We start from the raw sequence: 24,237 nt of genomic DNA on the forward strand, positions 1-24,237 counted from the left end.
TCCTATGGACGCGCTCCGACGGCCCTGGATGTTCGCAGCTCGAGGCCTTAACGTGGGCGCATGGGAGGTGTGTCGAGCGGCGCGACGGCGAGGCCGTGCCCGGCGCTGCGCCCGTTCGTGACGAGGTACGACGGTTACCGCATGAGCGGCTTCGAGGCCGGAACCCACGTCGGGATGCCCTCACCGGACATCACCGTCATCATCCCGCTGGACGATCCGCTGGAGCTCGCCTGGCCGGGGGAACCGTCGGCCCGATTCGGCCCGCTGGCGAGCGGTCTCGGAACCACTCCGATCACGATTTTCCATTCGGGCGCGCAGCACGGGGTCCAGTTGTCGTTGACGCCTCGCGGTGCGCGCACCCTTCTCGCTGTTCCGGCCGCGGAGATCAAGGATCTCGTGGTCTCGCTCGACGACCTGCTCGCCCGTGACGCCGCCGAAATCCACCACCGGATCGCGTCGCAGTCGGATTGGGGCGAGCGATTCGCCGTGCTCGACGAGGTGTTGACCCGACGCCTCGGCGTCGCCGCCGACGCCGTCGGGCCGGAGGAGCGGGTGGACGCTGCATGGAATCTGCTCGTCGGGACGGACGGGCCGAGGGTTCAGTCGGTGGCCGACACGCTCGGGTGGAGCCGTCGACATCTGATCAACAAGTTCGTCGCCGAGTACGGGGTCACCCCCAAGGACGCTGCGAGGGTTGCCCGCTTCGACAGATCGCATCAGCTGTTGAAGCGGCAGCGCCCCCTACCGCTCGCGTCCATTGCCGCTCGGTGCGGTTACTACGACCAGGCGCACATGGCGCGCGAATGGCGCGAGCTGGCGGGATCGGCTCCTTCGATCTGGCGGGCCAACGAACAGTTCGCATTCGTCCAAGACTCCGACGACCTCGTGTCTCGATACTGATCGTCATGACTACGACAACGAAGACACTGGTATGGCCCGCACTCCGCTACGACGACGCACGAGCGGCGATCAGGTGGCTCGTCGACGTGCTCGGGTTCGAGGAGACCGCGGTGTACGGCGAGGGTGATCGCGTCGAGCACGCGCAGCTGAACCGGCCGGGCGGCGGGGGAGTGATGTTGGGCAGCGCCCGCGAGGACAGCGCGATCTCACAGGTTCCCGCCGGCGTCGGGTCCGTCTACCTGGTGATCGACACGGAGGAGGAGCTCACTCGCATCTACGAGCGGGCGGTGGCGGGCGGCGCTCCGATGCCGCGAAAGCTGCAGACCGAGGACTACGGCGGCAGCGGTTTCGTGTGCCGGGATCCCGAGGGAGTGCACTGGAGCCTGGGCACGTATCGCGGTGAAGAAACCAGCACCGATTAGTCGAGCGCACGTCGGCAGGGTGTCGTATCGTCGTCATCAACGAGCCCTGCCGTCGTCGGTCCGGGGTTATTTGGACTGACCTGCAAAAGCCGGTAGCATGGAACGTCGGTGCGTTTCACGCGCCGGTCGTCTGTGTGTCCGCGTGCTCGTTTCCGCGCGTTCCCCTCCCGATCGGCTCGAGCACCGGCAGGTGGAAGAACGAAGTCAATCAAGGTGTGACAACGCCAGGATCGCGGAGGACATGGCAAAGAAAGACGGCGCAATCGAGGTCGAGGGTCGAGTTGTCGAACCCCTGCCCAATGCAATGTTTCGCATTGAGCTGGAGAACGGTCACAAGGTTCTGGCCCACATCAGCGGCAAGATGCGGCAGCACTACATCCGCATCCTCCCCGAGGATCGCGTCGTGGTCGAGCTGTCTCCCTACGACCTGTCACGCGGACGCATCGTCTACCGCTACAAGTAACACCCGTCCCCGGCTGGGTCATCAGTCGGGGATCAACCATGTTCGGGATGCTCCAACTTCTTCCGAACACACGACCAGGAGATCGAACAGACGTGAAGGTAAACCCCAGCGTCAAGCCGATCTGCGAGAAGTGCAAAGTGATCCGCCGTAACGGCCGGGTCATGGTGATCTGCGAAAACCTGCGTCACAAGCAGCGTCAGGGCTGATCAACCCCCATCTCGAAGATCCACTTGGCACCAACCGGTAGCACCGGTGAAAAGAAGACCTCTCAGCACCAGCTGCTCATTCGCGAGCAGTACACCCTCGGCCGCGGAGGCCGAGGCCCCGAGCACCACACGTGGGGACGGACTGGGAGAAGACCTCCGCACACAACAAAGGAAACCGCCACATGGCACGTCTAGCCGGTGTGGATCTTCCGCGCGAGAAGCGCATGGAGATCGCACTCACCTACATCTACGGCATCGGCCGTACCCGCTCACACGAGATCCTCAGCGCAACGGGCGTCAGCCCCGACCTGCGCAGCAAGGACCTCACGGACGAGGACCTGACCAAGCTCCGCGAGTACATCGAGGAGTCGCTCAAGGTCGAAGGCGACCTGCGCCGCGAGGTTCAGGCCGACATTCGTCGCAAGATCGAGATCGGCTGCTACCAGGGCCTTCGCCACCGTCGTGGTCTGCCCGTACGTGGACAGCGCACGAAGACCAATGCGCGCACCCGCAAGGGCCCGAAGCGCACCATTGCCGGCAAGAAGAAGGCGAAGTAATGCCCCCCAAGTCACGCACCGCCGGACCCAAGAAGACGCAGAAGACGCGTCGCAGGGACAAGAAGAACGTCCCCCACGGGTCCGCACACATCAAGAGCACGTTCAACAACACGATCGTGTCGATCACCGACCCGGCCGGAAACGTCATCTCGTGGGCGTCCTCGGGCCATGTCGGCTTCAAGGGCTCGCGTAAGTCGACTCCGTTCGCCGCTCAGCTCGCTGCCGAGTCCGCTGCCCGCAAGGCGCAGGAGCACGGCGTGAAGAAGGTCGACGTGTTCGTGAAGGGTCCCGGCTCCGGCCGCGAGACCGCGATCCGTTCGCTCCAGGCGGCAGGCCTCGAGGTCGGCACCATCTCCGATGTCACCCCCCAGCCGCACAACGGCTGCCGTCCGCCCAAGCGCCGTCGCGTCTAGCGGGAAGGAACAAGAACAATGGCACGCTATACCGGACCCATCACCCGCAAGTCGCGTCGACTGCGCGTCGACCTCGTCGGAGGCGACCAGGCTTTCGAGCGTCGTCCCTACCCGCCGGGCCAGCACGGCCGCGCGCGCATCAAGGAGAGCGAGTACCTGCTCCAGCTGCAGGAGAAGCAGAAGGCACGCTTCACCTACGGCGTCATGGAGAAGCAGTTCTCGCTGTACTACAAGGAAGCGAACCGCCTCAAGGGCAAGACGGGTGAGAACCTGCTGCGCATCCTCGAGACTCGCCTCGACAACGTCGTCTACCGCGCCGGACTCGCACGTACGCGCCGCCAGGCACGTCAGCTGGTCTCGCACGGCCACTTCTTGGTGAACAACAAGAAGGTCGACATCCCCAGCTACCGCGTCTCCCAGTACGACATCATCGATGTCAAGGAGAAGTCGCTGGCGACACTGCCCTTCCAGATCGCCCGCGAGACCCAGGGTGACCGCCCGATCCCGGGTTGGCTGCAGGTCGTTCCGAACCGCCTCCGCATCCTGGTCCACCAGGAGCCGGAACGCGCGCAGATCGACATCGCGCTGACCGAACAGCTGATCGTCGAGTACTACTCGAAGTAAGGCACTACGCGACCGTGCGCGAAAACGGCCCCTGGCGGGGCGGTTTTCGCGCACGGCCGTAGGCCCAATCCCGAGCGTCAAATAGCGGACGCTCCTACAGGAGGACATCAATGCTCATTTCTCAGCGACCCACATTGACCGAAGAGGTCATCGCTGACGACCGCTCGAAGTTCGTCATCGAGCCCCTCGAGCCTGGCTTCGGGTACACCCTCGGCAACTCGCTCCGTCGCACGCTGCTCTCGTCGATCCCCGGCGCTGCTGTCACCAGCATCCGCATCGACGGCGTTCTCCACGAATTCACCACGGTCCCCGGAGTCAAGGAAGACGTCACCGACATCATCCTGAACCTCAAGGGCCTCGTCGTGAGCTCCGAAGAGGACGAGCCGGTCACCATGTACGTCCGCAAGCAGGGCCCCGGCACTGTCACCGCAGGCGACATCGTGCCCCCGGCCGGCGTCACCGTGAACAACCCCGATCTGCACATCGCCACTCTGAACGACAAGGGCAAGCTCGAGATCGAGCTCGTCGTCGAGCGCGGCCGCGGCTACGTTCCCGCCGTTCAAAACAAGGCGTCCGGCGCCGAGATCGGCCGCATCCCGGTCGACTCGATCTACTCGCCCGTGCTCAAGGTCACCTACAAGGTGGAGGCCACCCGCGTCGAACAGCGCACCGACTTCGATCGGCTCGTTCTCGACGTGGAGACCAAGAACTCCATCACCGCGCGGGACGCGCTCGCCTCGGCGGGCAAGACCCTGGTTGAACTCTTCGGGCTCGCCCGTGAGCTCAACGTCGAAGCAGAAGGCATCGAGATCGGACCCTCGCCCGCCGAGGCCGATCACATCGCTTCCTTCGGACTGCCGATCGAGGATCTGGACCTCACCGTCCGCTCCTACAACTGCCTCAAGCGCGAGGGTGTTCACACCGTCGGCGAGCTGGTCGGCCGCACCGAATCGGACCTGCTGGACATCCGTAACTTCGGACAGAAGTCCATCGACGAGGTGAAGGTCAAGCTGCACTCGCTCGGCCTCTCGCTGAAGGACAGCCCCGCGACGTTCGATCCCTCCACCGTGGCCGGCTACGACGCCGCCACCGGAACGTGGAGCGACACGGACAACACCGTGGGCGACGCCGACAGCGCCGAGCAGGATTACGCCGAGACCGAACAGCTCTAGGACGCCGAAAAAGGCGTCCTGGTAGCACCTACCAGGAGAATTGATCATGCCCAAGCCCACCAAGGGTCGCCGTCTCGGCGGATCGGCGTCGCACCAGAAGGCGATTCTCGCCAACCTGGCGACGGCGCTCTTCGAGCACGGCCGCATCACCACCACGGAGTCGAAGGCCAAGCGCCTGCGCCCGTACGCCGAGAAGATCATCACGCACGCGAAGGCCGGCACGCTGGCTCACCGTCGTGAGGTCATGAAGGACATCCGCAACAAGGACGTCGTCCACACTCTGTTCGCAGAGATCGGACCTCAGTTCGCGGATCGTCCGGGCGGCTACACGCGCATCATCAAGACGGTTCCGCGCAAGGGCGACAACGCCCCGCAGGCCATCATCGAGCTCGTTCAGGAGCAGACGGTGTCCAACGAAGCGGATCGCGCACGTCGCGTGAAGTCGTCGCAGGCTGCGCCCGCCGCAGCTCCCGCGGAGAACGTCGTGGAGGCCGTCGAGGCCGACGCCACCGACTCCGAGGTTGCCAACGCGGACGCCGTCATCGAGAACATCGAGGAGACGGACGCACACGCGTCCAACGCCGACGAGGCCGAGACGCAGGCAGATACGTCTGCTGCCGGCAGCCACGCACCCCTCGAAGACGGCAGCCAGCCGGAAGGCTTCCCCATCAAGGGCAACGCCGACTCGATGCTGTACCACACGCCCGGAACCCGTTTCTACGACACGACGGTGCCCGAGATCTGGTTCGCCACCGAGGCCGACGCCGAGGCCGCTGGTTACCAGCTGCCGAAGTCGCAGCAGAAGAACGACGACGCTTCCTGATCGAAGTGTCACAGCAGTTCGCGAACGAGCCCGTCACCTCTTCAGGTGGCGGGCTCGTTCGTCTGCGCCTCGATATCGCTTACGACGGAACCGATTTCGCCGGCTGGGCGCGGCAGCCCGGCCAGCGCACGGTGTGCGGGGAGATCGAGGATCGGCTCTCGTCCATCTTCGGCGTACCCCTGCAGCTGACGGTGGCGGGCCGCACCGACGCCGGTGTTCACGCCGCGGGGCAGGTCGCGCACGTCGACGTGCCGGTATCGGCGATCCCGCGAATCGATCCGCGCGGCAACGACACCCGAGTGTCGAACCTCGTTCGCCGTCTCGCCCGCTTTCTCCCGCCCGACGTCCGCGTTCTCGCGGTGAGCGAGACGCCGGAGCATTTCGACGCCCGTTTCTCGGCGCTGCGCCGCCACTACGAATACCGCTTGTCCACCGCTCCCTACGGAGTGGATCCGATGCGTGCCCGCGAGGTGGTGCCGTGGTCGAAGCCGGTGGATCTCGCTGCCATGCGGGAGGCGTCGCAGAAACTGTTGGGCCTGAACGACTTTGCTGCGTTCTGCAAGCGGCGTGAGGGCGCCACGACGGTGCGTGAGCTGCAGCGTTTCGACTGGGAGCTCGACGGTGATGCGCTGACCGCCTTCGTGAGCGCCGACGCGTTCTGCTGGTCGATGGTGCGGTCGTTGGTCGGCGCCGTCCTGTCGGTGGGGGAGGGGCGACGGACACCGCAGTGGTGCGCCGAATTGCTCACTGCGGGAGCGCGTTCGAGTTCGGTGACCGTGGCACCTGCCCACGGTCTGTCGTTGGTGCGTGTCGACTATCCGGCCGACGCGGAGTTGGCAGAGCGCAACGTCACGACGCGGGAGACACGCGCGGCACCGTCGGCAGGCTGCTGCGGAGGCTGATCCGATCCGCCCCTACGAGGCGTCCGGATCCGGGAGTGCGCCGAGCTGGCCGAGCAACCCCGCCACGTCCATGATGATGCGGCTTTCGACGAAGATGCCGTCGCGGTAGCGGTCGAGGGTCCACGTCTCGACCGTCGCCGTTCGTCCGGTTGCCAGGATGCCCATGAATTCACCCTGGTGCGTGCCGGTCCACGTGGAGAAGCCCATGATTCGGTCGTCTTCGACGAGGGTGTCGTGGATCGTCCAGTGCAGGTCCGGGAAGCCGGCGAACATCATGGCCAGGACGTCGGCCAGTCCCGCGCGGCCAGGTCCCTGACCGGGGAGCGGGTTGAGCTCGACGAAGTTCTCGTCGACGAGTTCGGTCATGGCCCGATCGAGGTCCTGTGCGTTGACGACCTCGTCGATGAAACGGTGCAACAGAGTCCTGAGGTCCTGCTGAAGTGCCGAGCTGGTCATGGGGTGTCCGTTCTGTGGAGGGTGAAGTGGGTCGCGTGGTCGGTGTAGACGTTCACAGAGGCAGCGGGTGGCGCATCACGCCTGATCCGACGAGTCGTCCGGAGAGAGTGCGGACGAAGTCGAGTGCGTCCATCTCGACGTGCTCGCCGCCCTCGCCCTGACCGAACGTGCCGCCGGCAGCGCCCGTCAGGTGCAGTTGGAACGGTTCGCCGTGGATCTGCGCCCACTCCCGCACGATGTCGGCGACCAGTCGGCCGTCGTGGGCGGCGTCGACCTCCATGTCTCTGCCGATCGCGGCGTGAATGTCGATTCGGTGTGCCCACACGTCGCGGGTGAAGCCGACCTCCAGGAGATAGTTCACCGGCTTCCAGCCGATCGGATCGCCGAACGGGACCGGGGTGTAGCGCATCGGCAGAGGTGTGCCGAAGCGGCCCTTCACCGCCTTCGCGCCCACCGCCTCGAGCTGAGTGACCACCTCGTCGTTTCCGAGTGAGCGCCGCTCACGAATCTGAAGTTCGTTGAGGCCGTCGACCCAGTGGTGCGAGTCGATCTTCTTGTTCAGAGGAAGGCCGTGGCGCAGTTGATGCAGGAAGACGAGGGGTGAAGCCTGGGCATCGGCCGAGCCGAGGACGTGTAGAACCATCGTGCGGACGTCCCACCCGGTGCAGTCCGTCTCGGTGGCCCACTCCTCGGGAGTGAGTGAGGCGGTCAGGGCTGCGAACCGGTCGAACTCGGCCGAGGCCAATGCTCTGGCCTCCGTTCGACGGATGCGGGTGAAGGTAGTGGGGCTCTCGATACTCATCGGGCACTCGTTTCTGTTGGTCTGCCGATCAGCGCGTCGGTCATGTGGTCGAGGTGTTGTAGCCAGCGGTCGCCGCCGGGGTCGTTGCTCAGTTGTGTCTCGATCAGACCGGCGGTCATGGCCACGAGGCAGTCGATGTCTCGACGGCTGGTCACGCCGGCGTCGTTCATGACATCGACGACGCGGCGGAGCGCGTCCTGCGCCACCGCGTAGGACTCGGCACTGGGCTCGAATCCGGGGATGACGCGTCGAAAGAGGAGGGAGTTGCGTGCCGGGTCCGAGACGGCGAAGTCGGCGAAGGCGCGCAGGCAGAACTTGAGTGCGTCGTACGGGTCGTGCGGGAGTTCGATCGAGTCGAGCATGGCGAGCAGTTGTCGGTTGCCGTCGGCGAACATCGCGTCGTACAACGCGTTCTTGGAGTCGAAATACGCGTACAGCGACGGCTGCTGCATCCCCACGTTCTTGGCAAGATCGCGTAGCGAGACCAGTTGTATTCCGTTCTCGCGCGCCAATTTCCAGGCTTCGTCGACGATCGAGGCGATCTTGGCCTCTCGACGTCGTGCAACCGCGCTAGTCAACGTAGCCCCTTCTTCCTATCGGTGATAGGTAGATAACACCTATCACCGATAGGTTGTCAAGAGTGTGGGTATTGTCGAGGCATGTCACCGCGCCTGGAAATCATCATCGGCAGTGTTCGGCAGAAGCGGTTCGGGCCGGTCGTGTCGACGTGGTTCGCCGAGAAGGCCCGAGCACACGGCGGTTTCGATGTGGGTGTGCTCGATCTGGCGGACTTCGATCTACCGGTCGATTTCTCTGCTTCGGAGTCGAAGGACGCGTTCACTGCCCGCGTCGGGGCGGCCGACGCGTTCGTGGCGGTGACACCCGAGTACAACCACGGCTATCCGGCGGCTCTGAAGACGGCGTTCGACAGCGTGAAGCCGGAGTGGAGGGCGAAGCCGATCGGGTTCGTCTCGTACGGAGGTTTGTCGGGCGGTCTGCGGGCGGTGGAGCAGCTACGGTTGGTGGCGGCGGAGGCGCACATGGTGTCGATCCGCGAGACCGTCAGCTTTCATGTGGCGAAGGAACGCTTCGACGCCGAGGGGCAGACCAAAGACGGCGCGGCCATCGACGCCGCGGCCCGGCTGTTGGATCAGTTGCAGTGGTGGGCAACGACGTTGGCGGACAAGCGCGGCACCTACCCCCGCTGAAGCCCGGCTTCCAGTCGGGGCCGACCGATGAACGTCGTCTCCTGTCCCACGGTGACCAGGGTGAGCATCTCGGTTCCCGAGCGGCTCGTCACGACGATGTCCTCACCCCGACAACCGGGTTGGACGATCGAGATGTCTGCGGTGTCGGGCATGGACCCGTCCGGGCCGTCGCGGAGATACAACGTCGTCGACGACGGGTACGGAGGTCTCGCGGAGTGCCCGTCGACCACCACGAGGTCGAATCCTGTTGCCGTTCCGTCGATCAGCCGTTCGGCGGGCTCGGTGACGGTGAGGTTGCGCGGTTGCGCCAACGAACGGGCGAGGTGTCGCCATTCGGCGTGACGCTCCGTCGACACGAGCACGGTGGCGCCGACGGCGATGGCACGAAACACCAACTGGCGCGCGAGAAACAACTCGCCTCGCACCTGCACGGTCGAGGTGCCCGCTCCCCAGAGTCGCGCACAAACGGCTCGACCGGTGCCGTCGGAACCCAGCAGTTGCCCGCAGCCTGCCACCGGAACGACGAGATCGTCCACGGACTTCTCGTGCACTCGTTCGAGCAGCGACGACGCGTCGTCCGATCCCGTTCGGGTCGGTTCCTGGGACCGAAGCAGTCGCGTCCAGTGCACTGCCAGCGGGATCGATCGAGACACGGCTGTGTGGTCCTGCAGGCCGTCGTCGGTGACGGTGTAGGTCGCTGCCAGCCGCACATGGCCCGGAAAGTCGGAGTGTCGCATCTTGACGGTGACCGTGGACGCCGCGCAGGGCGTCGCCCAGACTTGCTCGAGAGCGGAGACATCGACGTCGTGCCCACGAAGCTGCCAGGCCCGGATGCGCCGCGGTCCTCCAGGCCGCACACCCGCGGCGAAATAGCGGGCCACGGCAGCGAGTTCGGACGCCGTCAGGAGGCGTGACTGCACGCCCGTCCCGACCAGGGCGCGCTCGACCCGTCCCAGAGCGACCGAGAATGTCTTCGACGCTCCGTCGAAGCCGTCGCCGCGCCGGGCCACCGCGTCGGCGGTGCGGCCGACGTCGACCGTGACAGTGACGAACGTCGATCGGTTGGCGACAGCCGGAAGTGGGCCGATCAGCCGGGCGTAGGCATCCGCTGCGTGCTCGTCGAGCCCGAGGCGGCGACCGTGGGAAGAGATGTCGATCGACACCGGACGCAGATCGTGATGGGCGAGCGCGACCCGCAGGCGGTCCAACGACAATCGGACGTCCGGAACCGATGCACCCTTCTCGACAGTCGACGTTCCACTGAGCAGCGGAGAAACTTCCATCGTCCCGCTCAGGCGCCGGCCGTCCCAGCGCACCCCGATCGATCTGCTGTGTTCGAACGGCAGGGACATCACCCGAGATCGGTCGGTGCGGTCGCGTTCCACCTGGCGCCACAGTCGTGAGTACAGCCCACGACCCTCCCACCGGGTGTGGGAAAGAACAACCAGCACAACGGTTGTCACAACGGCGAGCAGAGCGCTCCAGGCGAGGTCCACGCCCACCGCGCCCATGACGACGAACGCTGCGATGCCGACAGCCTCGCCGACGACCACTCGGGTGGACGTCAGGGCCGACACGAAGAAGTGTTGACGGATCACCGCGGATTCCTCCTCCGACGAGATGGCGGGAAGTGGGCTGTACTGTGTGGCGACACGGTTCGTAGGCAACGGGTTGGGGGACTCGGGTGGGGGCTTCGCCGACGACTCGCTGGCAGGTGGGCGGTCACCGCTTCCTGGTCCGGCGGTCCGACCATGCACTGGTGCGACGCGAAAGTCGCATGACCACCGAACCGTTGCGGTCGCGATCGCGCGCCTTGATGGTCGGCGCTGTCTGTGCAGCGCTCGGTCTCGCGGCGGCGGCGGCGCTCGCGTTCATACGACCGCAGGACAGGATGGGTGACGCGCTCATCGTGATCGGCAAGGACTCGGGGGCCATGTACGTGGTCGACGACGGGGTCGTTCATCCGGTGATGTCGCTGGCGTCGGCGCGATTGGTCGCCGGACAGCCGGACGATCCGGTGACCGTGAAAGAGTCCGAACTGTCGACCCGCGCACGTGGTTCTCTGGTGGGGATTCCAGGGTCGCCGACCTCGCTCGCTGTGGACCCCGAGTCGCAGACCGCCACCTGGACGGTGTGCGACAAGCTGGGAGCAGACGGCTCTGCCGTCGCGACAACCACTGTGCTGGTGACACATTCGCCCGTCGACGCTCAGGCTGAGGTTGCGACGCTCGGCGCGGACGCAGCGCTTCTGTGGGAACACGACGGCACCACGTACCTCGTGTACGACGGTGTTCGCGCGCGGGTGGACATGACGAACACCGCGGTCACCCGCGCACTCGGGTTGGACGGAGCGCGTCCGTCGCCGGTGAGCGCCGCACTGCTGGACTCCGTGCGTGAGGTCCCGCCACTGATATCGCCCGTCGTGGCCGGCGCAGGCCTGCCGACGCCCTACCGTTTCGGCGGATTGACGGTGGGATCCGTTGCCTCGGTGGACCTCGGCGATCGGGAGCAGTACTACGTGGCGCTGGCCGACGGCGTGCAGCCGATTGCACCCGCCACCGCACAGTTGCTGCGCTTCACCGATTCGCAAGGCCGCCCAAGCATGGAGTCGATCACACCCGATACCTTGGACGAGGCGCCGCAAACTCGAAACCCGTTGCCCGTGGCGACGTTTCCGAAGAATGCTCCCCGTCTCGTCGACGTGGACGCAGAACCCGTGGCCTGCCTGAGCTGGCGGTCGAATGCCACCGAGAACGACGAGCCTTCCACCACCGCGGCCGTCGCGATCGCGACGGGACGCACGCTCCCGTTGGGAGAGGACGAACGACCGGTCGACCTCGCGGGCGCCGACGGTCCCGGTCCGGCGGTGGACCAGGTCTTCGTGAAACCCGGCTCCGGATACTTCGTTCAGACCACGGGTTCCGGGGAGGACATAGCTCGTCGCGATGCCATGTTCTACGTCGCCGATACCGGTGTGCGCTTCGGGATTCCGGACCTCGACTCGGCGAAAGCGCTCGGCTTCGGCCCCGCCGTCGCCGCGCCGTGGGCAATCGTGTCCCTCTGCGCTCCCGGGCCTGTGCTCGGTAGGGTCCAGGCACGTGTCGCTCACGACGGTGTCGATCCGGACCGCGACGCAGCCGAGCTGGGCGGCGGCTGAGGACGACGAAACACCGCCACGCCCGCGGCACCCACACCGGCGACGACCACGACTGCGCCGACTCCGGCCAACGCGATCCGTTCCGATCGTCGATCCGGAACGGGTGTCACGGTCGGGGGACTCAATGCGGTCGACGCCGCGACGTTCGGAGAGATGTCCGTCGATGTCATCGTGTTCGACACGGCCGCAACGGGATCGATGGTGCCGAACCCCACGCGATTGTTCCACCCCTCGGCGGGTCGATGGGCCGTCCGTTCGATGCGTTCGATGACCTGCGGGGCGCGCAGTTCGGGGTATCGCGACCGCACCAGTGCCGCTGTCGCCGCCGCGAGCGGTGCGGAGAAACTCGTACCGCTGATGGGGACTGTTCGTCCGTCGTCGGCCGACGTCCCGACGGCGAGGCCCGACCCGCCGGGGTCAAGGGACGTCATGTCGGTTCCCGGCGCCGCGACGTCGACCCACGGACCTGCAAGGCTGAAATCGGAAGCTTGCCCGTCCAAGTTCACCGACCCGACCGTCAGAACGTAATCGTCGAACCACGCGGGTGACGCCACGGTTGCCACCGACAACCACGGATCTGCATCGGGGGAGGCTGGACTGGGCGACGGGTTCTGTTGCGTGCAACCACCCGAACCCAGGTTGCCCGCCGCCGCGACGATCACGACATCGCGGTCGACGGCCGCATATCTGACTGCCGCACCCAACGGTCCGTCGCCGAGAGCCGATCCGGCGGGACCACACGCAACCTCGGAGATGTTGACGACGGTGGCGCCGGAATCCGCGGCCAACCGGACTGCACGCGCCAAGGTGGACACGTTTCCGTAGCCGGTCGAGTTCTCCGCTTCGGTGTCGTCGCCCCTTCGGGAATCGGCCTCGGCAAAAGCGCTGCTGGACTGCCGGATCGACAGGATTGCGGCGTCGGGGGCCCCACCCGCGAAACCGCTACCCGATGCGGTCCGCGCCGCGATCAATCCCGCCACGAACGTTCCGTGGGCGTCACAGTCGCCGATCCCATCCCCGGTGGAGACGAAATCACCGCCCGCGATCACGTCGGGCAATCTGGGGTGGGGTGCCACACCGGTGTCGATGACGGCCACCACCTGACCGGCGCCGCGCGTCAGTGTCCACACATCGGCGAAGTCCAGCGCCGTTTGCGCCGCCGGGACGGTCACGCCGGAGTCGCCGGGCACGGCGACGGCGCATTGTGTTCGCTGCTCGGTGGGCTCGTCGGGAGCCGGCTGCGAGGCCGGCGGTAGATCGGCGGGATCGATGGACGGTGGGAGGACATTCGCATCGGCCGGGGTCGGCCCCCACACGGACAGTGCTGCAGCGGACAGGTAGACGACGCAGGCGCGGCGTCCGAGGAGACTCACAGCGCTCGGACGAGAGCGAAGAGGTCCACTACCCAGCAGACCAACGGGAGGACTGCGGCGATCGCCGCGAACTCGACGAGCTCGCTCGTCCGCCGCATCACGGGTGAGAACGTCCGGGTGGGAGCAACGATGCCGAGGGCCAGCGCGCTCAGGGCGATCAGCGCACACCCTGCAGTCCACAGCGGTGACGACTCCGGAGAGTGCACAGCAGCAGCGATCGTCAACACCAGGGGAACAGCGGATCCGGCGACGATGGGGACGGCGGCTTGAACGCGGTCGACGTACGTTCGTCCGCGAAGGGCGAGAACCAGTCCGACGACGAGTGCCAATGCGACTCCGGCCCAGTCGACGTCGCCGGACGGTCCGGGTAACACCGACACGAGCGCCGACGCGGCTGCCGTGACGGACAGACCGGCCACGTAGCCGGTCAAATATTGTTGCGCCGCAACAGTTCGCGACCGAATGGCGTCGAAGGACAGACCCACCTCGGGCTCGGTGTGTTCGAGCAGACCCGCCGAATCGACGACGGGAACTCGCGGCAGCGGGATCCGCGCGTGCAGCAAGGCCATCCGGGGTGCCCACGTGAAGGCCAGCACACATGCTGCCGCCGTCACCGCGGCGATCGCATTGTGGGAGACCTCCGTGACCGTCGCCCAGAGGCACGCAAGACACAGAACGACACAGACGACCGCCACGGCGGTGAAAATCTGGCGACCGACACGGCCGAATCGCAGGGTGATCAGCGCCAGGGCCGCACCGCTCGCGGCACCGAGCGCACAGTCGGATGCGATGTCGCTGCCCGGCACGAGGAGCATTCCTGCTGCGAAGGCCACGGGAGTGGCACACGCACACAGAACCACGCCGGTCCTCGGATCGTTCCGGACGACGCCCATGGCACACCCGGCGACGACGAGAGCGACTGCCAGGGCCATGGCGAGTGCACCGTCGACGATGCCGGCACGCGGACTCAGAACTGCGATGACGGATCCTGCTGTTGCGGCGAGAACAGCAGCCACCGAACCGACGCCGCGCGCCGAACCAGCGGTCCAGTGGTCGCGATCTGCAGACATGGACACCGCATGCACGACGTCGTCGAACAGCGGCGGGGGCGGAGCCGTCTCGTCGTAGTGCAAGACCAGCAGATCTCCGTCGCGCACACCGAGTTCCGTCAGTGAACGGCCTCCGTCGAACGGCGCTCCGGCCAGCGAGGTGAGCGTAGGAGCGACCGTCAGGATCGGCTCTGGATCGTCGTGAGATTCTCCGTGTGCGACCCGACGCTCGGCGATCAACGCCACGACTCCGGGTAGAAGTGCGGCGAGGGCCGTCTCACTCGGCAGCGACAGATCGACCTCGACGCCGGGCGCCAGCACCGTCACTCTGCATACCGCGGGTCCCGGCCGGGCCGGGCGCGGGTCCGGACCGGACTCGGTGCCGGTCGGATGTGACATGACCATGTGCGTACAGCCCCCCGTACCTGTGCGAGCCGCACCCCCACGGCTGACTCGCGTGACAGCACTGTACGACAGCACGCCGACAAGATCGTCGCGTGCGGAAGTTGTCCACAGGCACCGTCTCGAGGCCTCGCCACTGTCTGCCGCTCGAGTTACGGTCTGACCCGACGCATGCCGGGGGGCTGCGTGGTGTGCGGAGCAGGGGGAGCGCCGTGGGTGTCACATCGAGTGCTGTGCAATTCGAACGCGGGGACAGGCGTAGTCCACCACGCGTTCCCGGCGGTGAGGTGGCCGTGGAGGCTCCTCCCGAGATTCCCCGTGTCGTTCCGGGCAACATCCTGCTCAAGCTCCTGCCGGTGGTGATGGTGGCAGCCATGATCGGGATGGTTGCGCTCATGTTCACGTCCGGTGCGGCGTCGAATCCCTTGGCCCTCATGTTTCCCGCGATGATGGTGATCTCGATGCTCGGGATGTTCGCGGGCGGTGGTGGCCGAGGAACCCGTTCCGCAGAGATCGACGAGTCGCGCAAGGACTATCTGGCGTACCTCGATCGACTGCGGGACGAGGTGAGCGAGACGGCGCGGGCGCAGCGTACGGCACTCGAATTCACGCACCCGTCTCCCACCGATCTGTGGGCACTGGCGGGGTCGAACCGGATGTGGGAGCGCCGCGCGGGTGACCAGGATTTCGCTCACGTGCGCGTCGGGGTCGGCAGCCAACGGCTTGCCACCCGGCTGGTCGCGCCCGAGACCGGCCCGGTAGATCTGCTCGAACCTGTTGCAGCGGTGTCACTCCGATCCTTCGTACGTACGCACTCCATCGTCCCCGACCTACCGACCGCGGTGTCGCTGCGCGGGTTCGCAGCGATCGGATTCGAAGGCGACCGCGAACAGACGAAGTCCCTCGTGCGCTCGATTCTGATGCAGCTCTGTTTCTTCCACGGTCCGGACGACTTGCTCGTCGTGATCGTCGCCGGCCGGCAGGCGCCGGAGTGGGACTGGGCAAAGTGGTTGCCACACAACCAACATCCCGAGAAGATGGACGGCGCAGGCAGCGCACGAATGCTCTATCGGACCGTCGCGGCTGCCGATGCCGCTCTGCACCCGTCGGTATCCGCACGCGGTGGATTCGTGCGGCACGCCGCCGGCGCCCCGGGTGTGCCGCACATCGTGGTGGTCCTGGACGATCTCGGTGCCCAGGGCGGCCGCGGAGGCGAACTGCCGTCGTGGATCGCCGGCGGGGCCGATTCGGTGATCGTGCTCGACCTGGCCGACCACGTTCCGGATCTCGTGGCATCGCAGGGTCTGCAGCTGTTGGCGGAAAATCGGTCGCTGGGCGCGCGGAGCTCGGTCGGAGTGGAAGTGTTCGGGCAGAGCGACTCTGCCGGAATCGACGACGCTCTCGTCCTCGCACGTCTGCTCGCGCGATACAAGACCACCGAGGACGTCGGGGCTCCCGGCGAGGTGTCGACCGATTCCGGATCCTGGAACAGGCTGCTGTCGATCGAGGATCCGGGAGCGCTGAACCCACAGCGAACGTGGAGCCGACGCCAGGGGCGTGATCGGTTGCGCGTCCCGGTGGGAACCGGCACCGACGGACGAGCTGTGGAAATCGACATCAAGGAAGCCGCCGAGGGCGGAATGGGGCCGCACGGTCTCTGCATCGGAGCGACGGGTTCGGGTAAGTCCGAGTTCCTCCGCACTCTGGTGCTGGGTTTGATCACCACGCACTCACCCGATGAACTCAATCTCGTTCTCGTCGACTTCAAGGGCGGCGCCACCTTCCTGGGTCTCGAACAGGCGCCGCACGTGGCAGCCGTCATCACCAACCTCGAGGACGAACGCGCCCTGGTGGAACGGATGCGGGATGCGTTGGCGGGAGAGATGAATCGCAGGCAGAAGTTGCTCCGCGCTCGGGGTAACTTCGCCAACGTCTCGGACTACACGAGAGCGCGGGAGAACGGCGCCGAGCTCGAACCCTTGCCCGCCCTGTTCGTCGTCGTCGACGAGTTCTCCGAATTGCTCACTCAGTACCCGGACTTCGCGGACCTCTTCGTTGCGATCGGACGTCTGGGACGATCGCTTCACATGCACCTCCTGCTCGCGAGTCAGCGATTGGACGAGGGAAGGCTCCGCGGTCTCGATTCCCACCTCTCTTACCGGATCGGGTTGAAGACGTTCTCCGCCAACGAGTCTCGGTCCGTTCTGGGTGTCGCCGACGCCTACCACCTTCCGGCTCGCCCGGGGTCGGGATACCTCAAAACCGATTCCAGTGACATCGTGCGATTCTCCGCCGCCTACGTCTCCGGGCCGTATCGCGCCGCGTCCTACGTTCGATCCCCGGGCACTGGTGATCGGTCACACGACGCGGTCGTCCGAGTGTTCACGGCTGCCGACGTTCCGGTCGTCGCGCCCATTGTCCCCACCGAACCGTTCGCTCCGACCACGGCATCGCCGGCGGCGTCGACGATTCTCGAAACCGTGGTCGGCCGGCTTCGCGGACACGGCCGCCCCGCACACCGAGTGTGGTTGCCGCCGTTGACTACGTCGCCGACCTTGGCCGAGCTTCTCGACCAGGCTCGATCGGACGGCGGAGTCGGTCTGCTCCGAGCGCCGGTGGGTGTCGTCGACCGACCGTTCGACCAACGGCGAGACCTGTTGACCGTCGATCTCGCCGGTTCGACCGGAAACGTGGCGATCGTCGGCGGACCACAGTCTGGCAAGTCGATGGCGCTGCGCACCATGATCCTGGCCCTCGCAACGACGCACACCGCGCGGGAAGTCCAGTTCTATTGCGTCGATTTCGGCGGGGGCACGTTGGCGTCGCTGGAAGGCCTTCCTCACGTGGGGTCGGTCGCGAACCGCCTCGACGGCGATCGGGTGCGACGGTCGCTGGCGGAGATGACTGCCTTGATTCGTCGACGGGAGAAGGCATTTCGGTCGTGGGGAATCGAATCGATGGCCGAGTTCCGCTCGCTCAGACGTGATCGTGGTGAGTCGGCAGGCGGCACCGGCCCGTGGGACGACCCCCACGGAGACGTCTTCTTCGTCGTCGACGGGGTTGCCACCGTGCGGTCCGATTTCGAGTCTCTCGAGCCTGCGCTCGGAATGCTTGCCGCGCAGGGCCTCTCGTACGGAGTGCACGTGGTGATCACGGCCGCTCGATGGGCCGAGGTCAGACCGGCGTTGCGCGACCTGCTCGCCACGAGGATCGAACTCAGACTCGGTGACCCGACCGACTCCGACATCGGACGCGCGAAGGCGATGTCGGTTCCCGAAGGTCGGCCCGGACGCGGGATCACCAAGGGCGGTCTGCACCTGTTGACGGCCCTGCCCAGACTCGATCGGCATGCGACCACCGAGGGCCTCGGAGCGGCCGTGGTCACGGCCGTCGAGTCCATCACCCGATCGTCGACGGTGTCCCCGGCGCCGCCGGTCCGACTGCTACCGCTGACATTGCCCCGCAACGACTTGCTCGACGACGTCGTCGGCGTGTGGCCACCGTCGGCACCTGGTCGTCGGATCCCGATCGGAATCGACGAATCCGAACTCGCTCCCGTTTACGTCGACTTCGACGAAAGCCCTCACTTCGTGGTTTTCGGCGACGGCCGGTGCGGCAAGACGACACTCCTGCGCAGCATCTGCGCCGGGATCGTCGAGTCCACCACGCCGACCCGAGCCAAGATCGTGCTCGCCGACTACCGGCGCACCATGCTCGGCGCAGTGGAGGGGGAGCATCTCGGCGGGTACGCATCGACCTCGTCGCTGCTCGCGACCATGATGTCCGAGCTGGCAGGGGTGTTACGCGGTCGACGACCGGGCCCGGACACGACCCAAGAACAGCTTCGTGATCGTTCGTGGTGGAGCGGCCCCGACATCTGGGTGGTGGTGGACGACTACGACCTCGTGGTCACACCCGCCGGTAACCCGCTGACCGAACTGGTCGAGCTACTGCCTCAGGCGCGTGACGTCGGTCTGCACCTCGTCCTGGCTCGGCGTGCGGGCGGCTCCGCCCGAGCGATGTACGAGCCGGTGATCTCGCGGCTGAAGGACCTGTCCTCGGCGGGATTGATCATGAGCGGAAACCGGGACGAGGGTGCGCTGCTCGGTACGGTGCGCCCGTCCGAACAACCCCCGGGTCGCGGCACACTGGTCGATCGGACCGGGGCCGAACTGATCCAGACGGCATGGATGCCGCCGCTGTGACGGCGCCCGAGCACCTCGATGCAGGTACGGACGGTGTTGCTGCCGTGCACATCGCCGGAAGCGCAGTGTGGTGTACGGCGCGTACCCGCCGGGGCGGACAGCATCGGGTATCGCAGACTCCGATGGATGTCGATCCGCTTCGGTACGTGGACGACGATGTGGTGTCGATCGGTGGCAGCGAGATCCCGACGCGGGACGCATTTCGGGGTGTGATTCGACAAGCGTTGTCGGACAACGGATTGATCGAGCGGCCGTCACTTCTCGTCTTGACGCACCCGTCGCACTGGGGTGAGGTTCGTCGTGGCGTCGTCTATGCGGCGGCGCGTCCGCTCGCCGCCGAGGTCGTTGTCGTCGACTCGGCTGTGGTGGCCGCGGAGTGCGCCGATGCTGCCGGGCGGGACACGTCGTCGGTGATCGTCGTCGACGGCTGCAGCCACAGGGCCACCGCGACGGCCGTGACGGGAGCTGCGAGACAGCCGGGGCCGTGCAGGTTGATCGACGGTGTCGTCTCCGATCCCGAGTCCATTCCGCTGGCGGCGCAGCGCGCAGTGGAAGAAATTGTGGCGTCCGCTCGTCCCACACTCGCCGTTCTGCACGACAGCTCGGAATTGCTCACGCGGCGTCACGTGGGACTGATCTCGAAACTGCCTGTCGTCGAGGTCGATGGCGCCGACCTGGTGACCACCCTCCTCGACACCGAACCGCGGACCGAGGCCGAACCGCGCACCGCGACCGAATTGCGTTCCGCGCCTGTGTTCGACACGAGGATGCCCGTCGCCACCCGTGCTCCGGCCTGGTTGGAAGCTCGGACGGTGCCGAAGACGCGTAAGGAGCGAGCTCTCGACACCCTTGCATCCGCCCGGATCGGTCTCACCGCAGTTGCTGCTGTCGGCGTCGTCGCGTTGGCAGCATCTATCTGGTGGCTCGGCTCGGGAACCGACGACACCGTCCCCGCCGCAGCATCTTCGAGCCGAGCCGATCCCACGTTCGGTGAGGGTGCCGCCGGCACAAACGCCGATCCACCCGCCACGGTAACCGCTGCTCCCTCCACCGAATCGGTTGTGCCGGAACCGAATCCGAGTCTCTTGACGCTCGGCCGGGTGACCGTCACCGTGCCCGACGGGTGGCACACCGAACCCGGGTCGGAGCGCGTCGAGCTGTTGCCCGACGTCGGATCCGGAATGAGGATCCTCGTGGTCAGCCGCGAGATGGGCGACGGGTTCGAGCGCGACGACGTGTTCACCTCGCTGCAGAAGCAAATGTTCGGGACGGACAGAGGTGGGCGGTTCGACGATCTGCGGACAGATGTGTCGGTGGCGGGACGACCGGGCCTGACGTATGTGGAGAGCCCGACGGACGGGTCGACGGTGGCATGGTCGGTGGCGGTGTCGCCGCGGCTGCAGGTCAGCCTCGGATGCCAGAGCATGCGAGAGCGCCGAGACGAGATGAACGCCGTGTGCTCGACCGTTCTCGACTCGCTCGCCGTGGCAGATGCATGAAAACAGCAAATGCGTGATTGGAACTGACAGTAAAGCCGCGGCGAGTGGAACCGTCGACGCCGACAGCGCGTCCAAGCTGATGCGGGGGATTCTCCCTGGCACATCACACCGAGGAGGTATTCACCAGTGTCACAGATGAAGACAACTGTCGAAACCATGCAGGTCACCGCCGCCAAGGTCGACGGACTGACCGTGGAAATCAAGTCTCTGCTCGATCAACTGCGCGGTGACGTGCAGGCGGTGGGCGGAAGCTGGGAGGGCGCAGCAGCGGTCGCCTTTCAGAGCGTGATGGATCGGTGGGACACCAGCGCCAACAAGCTTCAGTTGGCCCTCGTCTCCATCGGCGATTCCATCAAGTCGAGCGGAACCGCGTACGGCGCTGCGGAAGAGGACAACACGCGCTCGATCAGCAACGCCGCGGGCACCCTCACCCTCTGACCTTCCCCACCACCACTCACTTCGAAAGCAGGACACACTGTGCGCTACGTATTCGGGGCCATCGACGAGGTCAAGGCCCAGATCGACGTCAAGCAGGCCACCTTGAACGGCAAGCTCGACGAACTGAAGGGCATCATCGCCCCGCTGGTCGCGGACTGGGAGGGTTCGGCGTCGGATTCGTACCAGGACAAGCAGCGCCAGTGGGACAGCGCTGCCGCCGAACTCAACCAGGTGCTCAACACCATCGGAACTGCCGTGGGGCAGGGCAATGCGGACATGCAGGCTCGGGAAGCAGCCAACCGGGGGATGTTCGCCTGAACCTCCGCACACACAACTGAATACGAATCGCCCGCAGGAGGAGAGCCTGCGGGCGTTTCGCTCGTGCCGAACCTACCGGCCGGGGGAGAAGTCGTCGGCGACCGTCGCCGCCAGCTGGACGAACGCCCGCCTCGTCTTCTTGTTCAGCAGATCCAGGTCGATTTCGGACCCCTCCGCGAGGTGGTCGTCGAACGGAACCACCTGCACGGCGCGGCATCGGCTGAGAAAGTGCTGTGTCAGTTGGTGCAGGTCCAGCGTCGACGATCCGGGGCGCGCGGAACTGATCACGACAACCGAGCTTTGAACCAGGTGATCCCACCCGTGCAGAGAAAGCCAATCGAGCGTTGCCGCAGCGCTTTTGGCCGCATCGATGGCGGGCGAGCTGACCAGGACCAAACAGTTCGCAAGACCGAGCACACCGTCCATGGCCGAATGCATCAGACCGGTGCCGCAGTCGGTGAGAATGATGTTGTAGAACCGTTGAAGAATGGCCACGGCGCCGCGGTAATCGTCGGCGCTGAAGGCCTCGGACACCGCCGGATCTCGTTCGCTTGCAAGAATTTCGAGTCGACTGGGCGCCTGGGACGTGAACGGCCGGACGTCCGAGTAACGCTCTATGCCCGGGTTCATCAACAGATCTCGCACGGTCGCTCGGGTCTGTTGCGGAACTCGCTGTGCGAGCGTGCCGAGATCAGGATTGGCGTCGACTGCGATCACTCGATCACCTCGCAACGATGCGAAGGTCGACCCGAGTCCGATGGTTGTGGTGGTTTTTCCCACGCCGCCCTTGAGCGACAGGATGGCGATCCGATAGTCACCACGAACGGGTCGGTTGATCCGTTCGGTCAGCAGACGCAACGCGATCGAGTCGGGAGATTCACCGGGGTTGATCGTGCCCGCCGACGCCACGTGAACCGCTCGCCGCCATCCACTCTGGGGTACTGGTCGCACCCTGCGCGGGTTACTTGCGATGTCGATCGACGGCATTCGGTGGCGACCGCCGCCGTCCTCGTCGTCCTCCTCGTCTGACGGAGGTGGCGCATTGTCCTGTTGTTCGTGGTCCTGTGGCTCGTACCCCGGTATTGCGTACTCCGTTGTCTCGGACAAGACCTCAGGCGAGAATTCCTCGCGCAGCCACAGGGGCGGCACGGACCCAGCCCCGTTCTCTCCGCTCACGATTTCCCCCCGGAAGTCATCAGGCCGCCCAGACCTGCTGCGAAGATTACCGCCCGGTGGTTCCATTCGTTCATGACGGAAGCGCGCGAAGGCCTGCTCGATCAGCGTCGCGTCGTCACCTCCCGCATCACCTCGCTCACCGCCCAGCACGCCGCCATTCTCGAAGGCTCGCGTCTGACGACGGACGACGACGAGCATGATCCGGAAGGGTCGACCATCGCGTTCGAGCGCGCGACCGTCGCGTCGCTGCTCAGGGACGCTCAGCAGGAGCTACGCGAGCTCGATGCCGCAGATCGTCGCGTCGAGGAGGGGACGTACGGCGTCTGCGACGTGTGCGGTGAGCCGATCGCCGACGCCCGGCTCGAGGCGTTGCCGACAGCGCGAACGTGCATCGCGCACGCCTCCACGAGGCGGCGCTGAGCTCGATTACCGATCGTCCCGACCAGCGTTTTGACCTGCCACGCACTGTTTCGGTACTGTTCACCGTTGGCGTTCGGTATATCGCGTGGTTCTTCTCATGCGCTGAACATGGTTCTTCGGGTCTCCACTGGCCGCCGAAGAAGCCCGCGCCGCACGCTCGGCCAGCAGCGATACGGCGAGCAATCGCCATGATGACGAAGGAAGTTCTGTGTCCACCTACACGCCCAAGGCCGGGGATGTCACCCGGAACTGGCACGTGATCGACGCTACAGACGTCGTTCTCGGCCGCCTTGCCGTCCAGGCAGCAACGCTGCTGCGCGGCAAGCACAAGCCCACATATGCACCCAATGTCGACGGTGGAGACTTCGTCGTCATCATCAACGCCGAGAAGGTTGCCCTCTCCGGCAACAAGCTGACCGACAAGGTCTACTACCACCACTCCGGTTTCCCCGGTGGTCTTCGCGGACGCAGCTTCGGTGAAGTTCTCGAGACCGCACCCGACCGCATGGTCGAGCGCGCCGTCAAGGGCATGATCCCGAAGAACAAGCTCGGCGCACAGATCCTCAGCAAGCTCAAGGTCTACGCCGGACCCGACCATCCCCACGCGGCTCAGCAGCCCGTTCCGTACGAAATCAAGCAGGTGGCCCAGTGACCGCACCCGAAGAGACCACTCCCGCCGAGGTCGAGACCGACAACGTCGAGATCGCCGCTGACGAGTACGTGTCCGTCGAAGAGCCCGAGGCCGTCGAGGAGATCGAGGCAGCCGCAGCGCCCGCCCCGATCAACTTCGGTGACCGTCCGGTCCTGACCGTCGGCCGTCGTAAGGAAGCCGTCGTTCGCGTCCGGCTCACCGCCGGCACCGGCAAGTTCACGCTGAACGGCCGCACCATCGAGGATTACTTCCCCAACAAGGTGCACCAGCAGCTCATCCGCGCGCCGTTCGTGCTCGTCGAGCGCAACGACTCGTTCGACGTCACCGCACTGCTGCACGGCGGCGGCCCGTCGGGACAGGCAGGCGCACTGCGTCTGGCCATCGCCCGCGCACTCATCGAGGTCAGCGCGGACGACCGCCCGGCCCTGAAGAAGGCCGGCTACCTGACCCGCGACCCGCGTGCCGTCGAGCGCAAGAAGTACGGCCTCAAGAAGGCCCGCAAGGCTTCTCAGTACTCGAAGCGCTGATCGCTTACTCTCTACGGGGCAGGCGCTCCGGCAGTCCTTTCCGGGCTGCCGCGGGCGCCTGTTCTCGTTTCTC

Annotated in this window: 25 protein-coding genes and 1 pseudogene; 19 read left to right on the top strand and 7 right to left on the bottom strand. The window is 66.0% G+C overall.

Annotation, left to right across the window (positions count from 1 at the left end; genetic code table 11):
- The first annotated feature begins 60 nt into the window (after positions 1-60).
- From AC59JP_RS18715 to truA, 10 genes are all read left to right on the top strand, one after another.
- On the top strand, positions 61-900 hold the full coding sequence (locus AC59JP_RS18715) for a helix-turn-helix domain-containing protein (RefSeq protein WP_497327317.1): 840 nt from the start codon (positions 61-63) through the stop codon (positions 898-900).
- 5 nt (positions 901-905) lie between these two features.
- A complete protein-coding gene (locus AC59JP_RS18720) occupies positions 906-1,322 on the top strand; it encodes a VOC family protein (RefSeq protein ID WP_497327318.1) in 417 nt (138 codons plus the stop codon).
- Between the two features lie 241 nt (positions 1,323-1,563).
- Entirely contained in the window at positions 1,564-1,785 is a 222-nt protein-coding gene (infA, locus tag AC59JP_RS18725) for a translation initiation factor IF-1 (protein ID WP_003418601.1), read from the top strand.
- 92 nt (positions 1,786-1,877) lie between these two features.
- Complete coding sequence (rpmJ, locus tag AC59JP_RS18730) at positions 1,878-1,991, top strand: 50S ribosomal protein L36 (protein WP_024332746.1); 114 nt, start codon at positions 1,878-1,880, stop codon at positions 1,989-1,991.
- Between the two features lie 182 nt (positions 1,992-2,173).
- Positions 2,174-2,548 carry a 30S ribosomal protein S13 gene (gene rpsM / locus AC59JP_RS18735; RefSeq protein ID WP_497327319.1) on the top strand — a complete coding sequence of 125 codons (375 nt, stop codon included), beginning with the start codon at positions 2,174-2,176 and terminating at the stop codon, positions 2,546-2,548.
- Positions 2,548-2,961: a 30S ribosomal protein S11 gene (gene rpsK, locus AC59JP_RS18740; protein WP_188545695.1), complete on the top strand. Its 414-nt coding sequence runs from the start codon at positions 2,548-2,550 to the stop codon at positions 2,959-2,961. Before rpsM ends, rpsK begins: the two co-directional genes overlap by 1 nt.
- 18 nt (positions 2,962-2,979) lie before the next feature.
- Complete coding sequence (gene rpsD / locus AC59JP_RS18745) at positions 2,980-3,585, top strand: 30S ribosomal protein S4 (protein WP_188545694.1); 606 nt, start codon at positions 2,980-2,982, stop codon at positions 3,583-3,585.
- Between the two features lie 110 nt (positions 3,586-3,695).
- The gene (locus tag AC59JP_RS18750; protein WP_188545693.1) at positions 3,696-4,757 is read left to right on the top strand and encodes a DNA-directed RNA polymerase subunit alpha; all 1,062 of its coding nucleotides are present in this window, start codon (positions 3,696-3,698) and stop codon (positions 4,755-4,757) included.
- Positions 4,758-4,803: 46 nt separating this feature from the next.
- A complete protein-coding gene (gene rplQ, locus AC59JP_RS18755) occupies positions 4,804-5,580 on the top strand; it encodes a 50S ribosomal protein L17, sunset domain variant (protein WP_497327320.1) in 777 nt (258 codons plus the stop codon).
- Positions 5,581-5,642: 62 nt separating this feature from the next.
- On the top strand, positions 5,643-6,482 hold the full coding sequence (gene truA, locus AC59JP_RS18760; protein WP_497327655.1) for a tRNA pseudouridine(38-40) synthase TruA: 840 nt from the start codon (positions 5,643-5,645) through the stop codon (positions 6,480-6,482).
- A 12-nt stretch (positions 6,483-6,494) separates the two neighbouring features.
- Here truA and AC59JP_RS18765 read toward each other — a convergent pair whose 3' ends face one another.
- From AC59JP_RS18765 to AC59JP_RS18775, 3 genes are read right to left on the bottom strand one after another with little or no spacing between them, the layout of a single operon-like run.
- Complete coding sequence (locus AC59JP_RS18765) at positions 6,495-6,938, bottom strand: ester cyclase (RefSeq protein WP_497327321.1); 444 nt, start codon at positions 6,936-6,938, stop codon at positions 6,495-6,497.
- A 52-nt stretch (positions 6,939-6,990) separates the two neighbouring features.
- Entirely contained in the window at positions 6,991-7,740 is a 750-nt protein-coding gene (locus tag AC59JP_RS18770; protein WP_497327322.1) for a maleylpyruvate isomerase family mycothiol-dependent enzyme, read from the bottom strand.
- Entirely contained in the window at positions 7,737-8,318 is a 582-nt protein-coding gene (locus AC59JP_RS18775) for a TetR/AcrR family transcriptional regulator (RefSeq protein WP_497327323.1), read from the bottom strand. The genes AC59JP_RS18770 and AC59JP_RS18775 overlap by 4 nt, the downstream gene beginning before the upstream one ends.
- 81 nt (positions 8,319-8,399) lie before the next feature.
- Here AC59JP_RS18775 and AC59JP_RS18780 point away from each other — a divergent pair, with 81 nt between their 5' ends.
- Positions 8,400-8,948 (top strand): NADPH-dependent FMN reductase, encoded by a 549-nt coding sequence (locus AC59JP_RS18780; protein ID WP_497327324.1) that lies wholly within the window; start codon positions 8,400-8,402, stop codon positions 8,946-8,948.
- Here the strand turns inward: AC59JP_RS18780 and eccE are convergent.
- Positions 8,936-10,546: a type VII secretion protein EccE gene (gene eccE / locus AC59JP_RS18785; RefSeq protein ID WP_497327325.1), complete on the bottom strand. Its 1,611-nt coding sequence runs from the start codon at positions 10,544-10,546 to the stop codon at positions 8,936-8,938. The genes AC59JP_RS18780 and eccE overlap by 13 nt on opposite strands.
- Before the next feature lie 86 nt (positions 10,547-10,632).
- Here eccE and eccB point away from each other — a divergent pair, with 86 nt between their 5' ends.
- Positions 10,633-12,105: a type VII secretion protein EccB gene (gene eccB, locus AC59JP_RS18790; RefSeq protein ID WP_497327326.1), complete on the top strand. Its 1,473-nt coding sequence runs from the start codon at positions 10,633-10,635 to the stop codon at positions 12,103-12,105.
- On the opposite strand, the gene mycP is transcribed toward eccB, so the two are convergent.
- Positions 12,054-13,478 (bottom strand): type VII secretion-associated serine protease mycosin, encoded by a 1,425-nt coding sequence (mycP, locus tag AC59JP_RS18795; protein ID WP_497327327.1) that lies wholly within the window; start codon positions 13,476-13,478, stop codon positions 12,054-12,056. The genes eccB and mycP overlap by 52 nt on opposite strands.
- Positions 13,475-14,926, bottom strand: a complete 1,452-nt coding sequence (gene eccD, locus AC59JP_RS18800; protein WP_497327328.1) for a type VII secretion integral membrane protein EccD — start codon at positions 14,924-14,926, stop codon at positions 13,475-13,477. The genes mycP and eccD overlap by 4 nt, the downstream gene beginning before the upstream one ends.
- 215 nt (positions 14,927-15,141) lie before the next feature.
- Here eccD and eccCa point away from each other — a divergent pair, with 215 nt between their 5' ends.
- The 4 genes from eccCa (at position 15,142) to AC59JP_RS18820 (ending at position 21,389) form a co-directional block, all read left to right on the top strand.
- Positions 15,142-19,134, top strand: a complete 3,993-nt coding sequence (eccCa, locus tag AC59JP_RS18805; RefSeq protein WP_497327329.1) for a type VII secretion protein EccCa — start codon at positions 15,142-15,144, stop codon at positions 19,132-19,134.
- A complete protein-coding gene (locus tag AC59JP_RS18810) occupies positions 19,116-20,633 on the top strand; it encodes a type VII secretion-associated protein (RefSeq protein WP_497327330.1) in 1,518 nt (505 codons plus the stop codon). The genes eccCa and AC59JP_RS18810 overlap by 19 nt, the downstream gene beginning before the upstream one ends.
- Before the next feature lie 135 nt (positions 20,634-20,768).
- A complete protein-coding gene (locus tag AC59JP_RS18815) occupies positions 20,769-21,071 on the top strand; it encodes a WXG100 family type VII secretion target (RefSeq protein ID WP_497327331.1) in 303 nt (100 codons plus the stop codon).
- Between the two features lie 39 nt (positions 21,072-21,110).
- Complete coding sequence (locus AC59JP_RS18820; protein WP_497327332.1) at positions 21,111-21,389, top strand: WXG100 family type VII secretion target; 279 nt, start codon at positions 21,111-21,113, stop codon at positions 21,387-21,389.
- A gap of 72 nt (positions 21,390-21,461) precedes the next feature.
- Here AC59JP_RS18820 and AC59JP_RS18825 read toward each other — a convergent pair.
- Positions 21,462-22,346, bottom strand: a pseudogene (locus tag AC59JP_RS18825) (MinD/ParA family ATP-binding protein); the annotation flags it as partial.
- Between the two features lie 291 nt (positions 22,347-22,637).
- Between AC59JP_RS18825 and AC59JP_RS18830 the strand changes: the two are divergent.
- The 3 genes from AC59JP_RS18830 to rpsI all read left to right on the top strand — a co-directional run bounded on the left by AC59JP_RS18830 (position 22,638) and on the right by rpsI (position 24,164).
- Complete coding sequence (locus AC59JP_RS18830; RefSeq protein WP_497327333.1) at positions 22,638-22,985, top strand: TraR/DksA family transcriptional regulator; 348 nt, start codon at positions 22,638-22,640, stop codon at positions 22,983-22,985.
- A gap of 208 nt (positions 22,986-23,193) precedes the next feature.
- Positions 23,194-23,637, top strand: a complete 444-nt coding sequence (gene rplM, locus AC59JP_RS18835) for a 50S ribosomal protein L13 (protein WP_497327334.1) — start codon at positions 23,194-23,196, stop codon at positions 23,635-23,637.
- Positions 23,634-24,164 (top strand): 30S ribosomal protein S9, encoded by a 531-nt coding sequence (rpsI, locus tag AC59JP_RS18840; protein ID WP_497327335.1) that lies wholly within the window; start codon positions 23,634-23,636, stop codon positions 24,162-24,164. The genes rplM and rpsI overlap by 4 nt, the downstream gene beginning before the upstream one ends.
- Positions 24,165-24,237 lie beyond the last annotated feature (73 nt).

The organism is Rhodococcus sp. 320_ES, from assembly GCF_059691855.1.